The following is a 637-nucleotide window of genomic DNA, read 5'->3' as shown; positions in this document are numbered from 1 at the left end:
TGCCAGATTAAATCCATATCCAGGTTAAAACAGGCGGAAAAGCCGCCTGTTATTGACATACCATCAAACGGATGGTATATATAAAACAAGGGTGAAAAGCTTATTTTTCAAGCCTTTCACCCGTTCTTATCATAGAAGAATCCTATTTACAGACTTTTCTTCACAGGCTCGCAGCGTTTGGAAAACTGGCTTGCCCTTACGAGGACACCAGACTTGATTCGTGAAAAAATCAGACAGCGTATGCGGGCAGATGTAACTGGTAATGACAAAACCGGCTTTTTTCCATATCTCAAAAACAACGACATCTTTTTTAATCAAAAATGGGTGTTAGCGATTGGCAAAAAAGATATTTAGCAAAGCCCGCCGCCCCGCACTATTATCAGAAAGGCGGAATTTCCATGACCGAAGATGAAGCCTACAAGGTGCATATCCAGTACACCTTTAACGCCTTTTGCAAGGTTGTCATTCGTCACGCCGCCATAGATATAATCTTGAAACTGCGCCGGAGGTGGGAACGGGGCGAAAATCATTGATATTGTCAAGATTAGTTGACACATTTTTCTCAAGGATATCACTGACTATGCAGCCACCTCCAAAGCCTCATAGTACTGCCTGCGTTTTACCATGGGAGGAAGGC

1 protein-coding gene is annotated in these 637 nt (G+C 43.2%); it reads left to right on the top strand.

The genetic code is table 11. The features are described from left to right. Window positions 1-213 precede the first annotated feature (213 nt). On the top strand, window positions 214-354 hold the full coding sequence (locus H6A20_RS13080; RefSeq protein ID WP_204907533.1) for a hypothetical protein: 141 nt from the start codon (window positions 214-216) through the stop codon (window positions 352-354). Window positions 355-637: the final 283 nt, after the last annotated feature.

Source organism: Mordavella massiliensis (genome assembly GCF_016901695.1).
Classification (GTDB): Bacteria; Bacillota; Clostridia; order Lachnospirales; family Lachnospiraceae; genus Claveliimonas; species Claveliimonas massiliensis_A.
The sequence above is the reverse complement of the archived record's forward strand: the minus strand, read 5'-3'. Positions and strand labels throughout refer to the sequence as shown.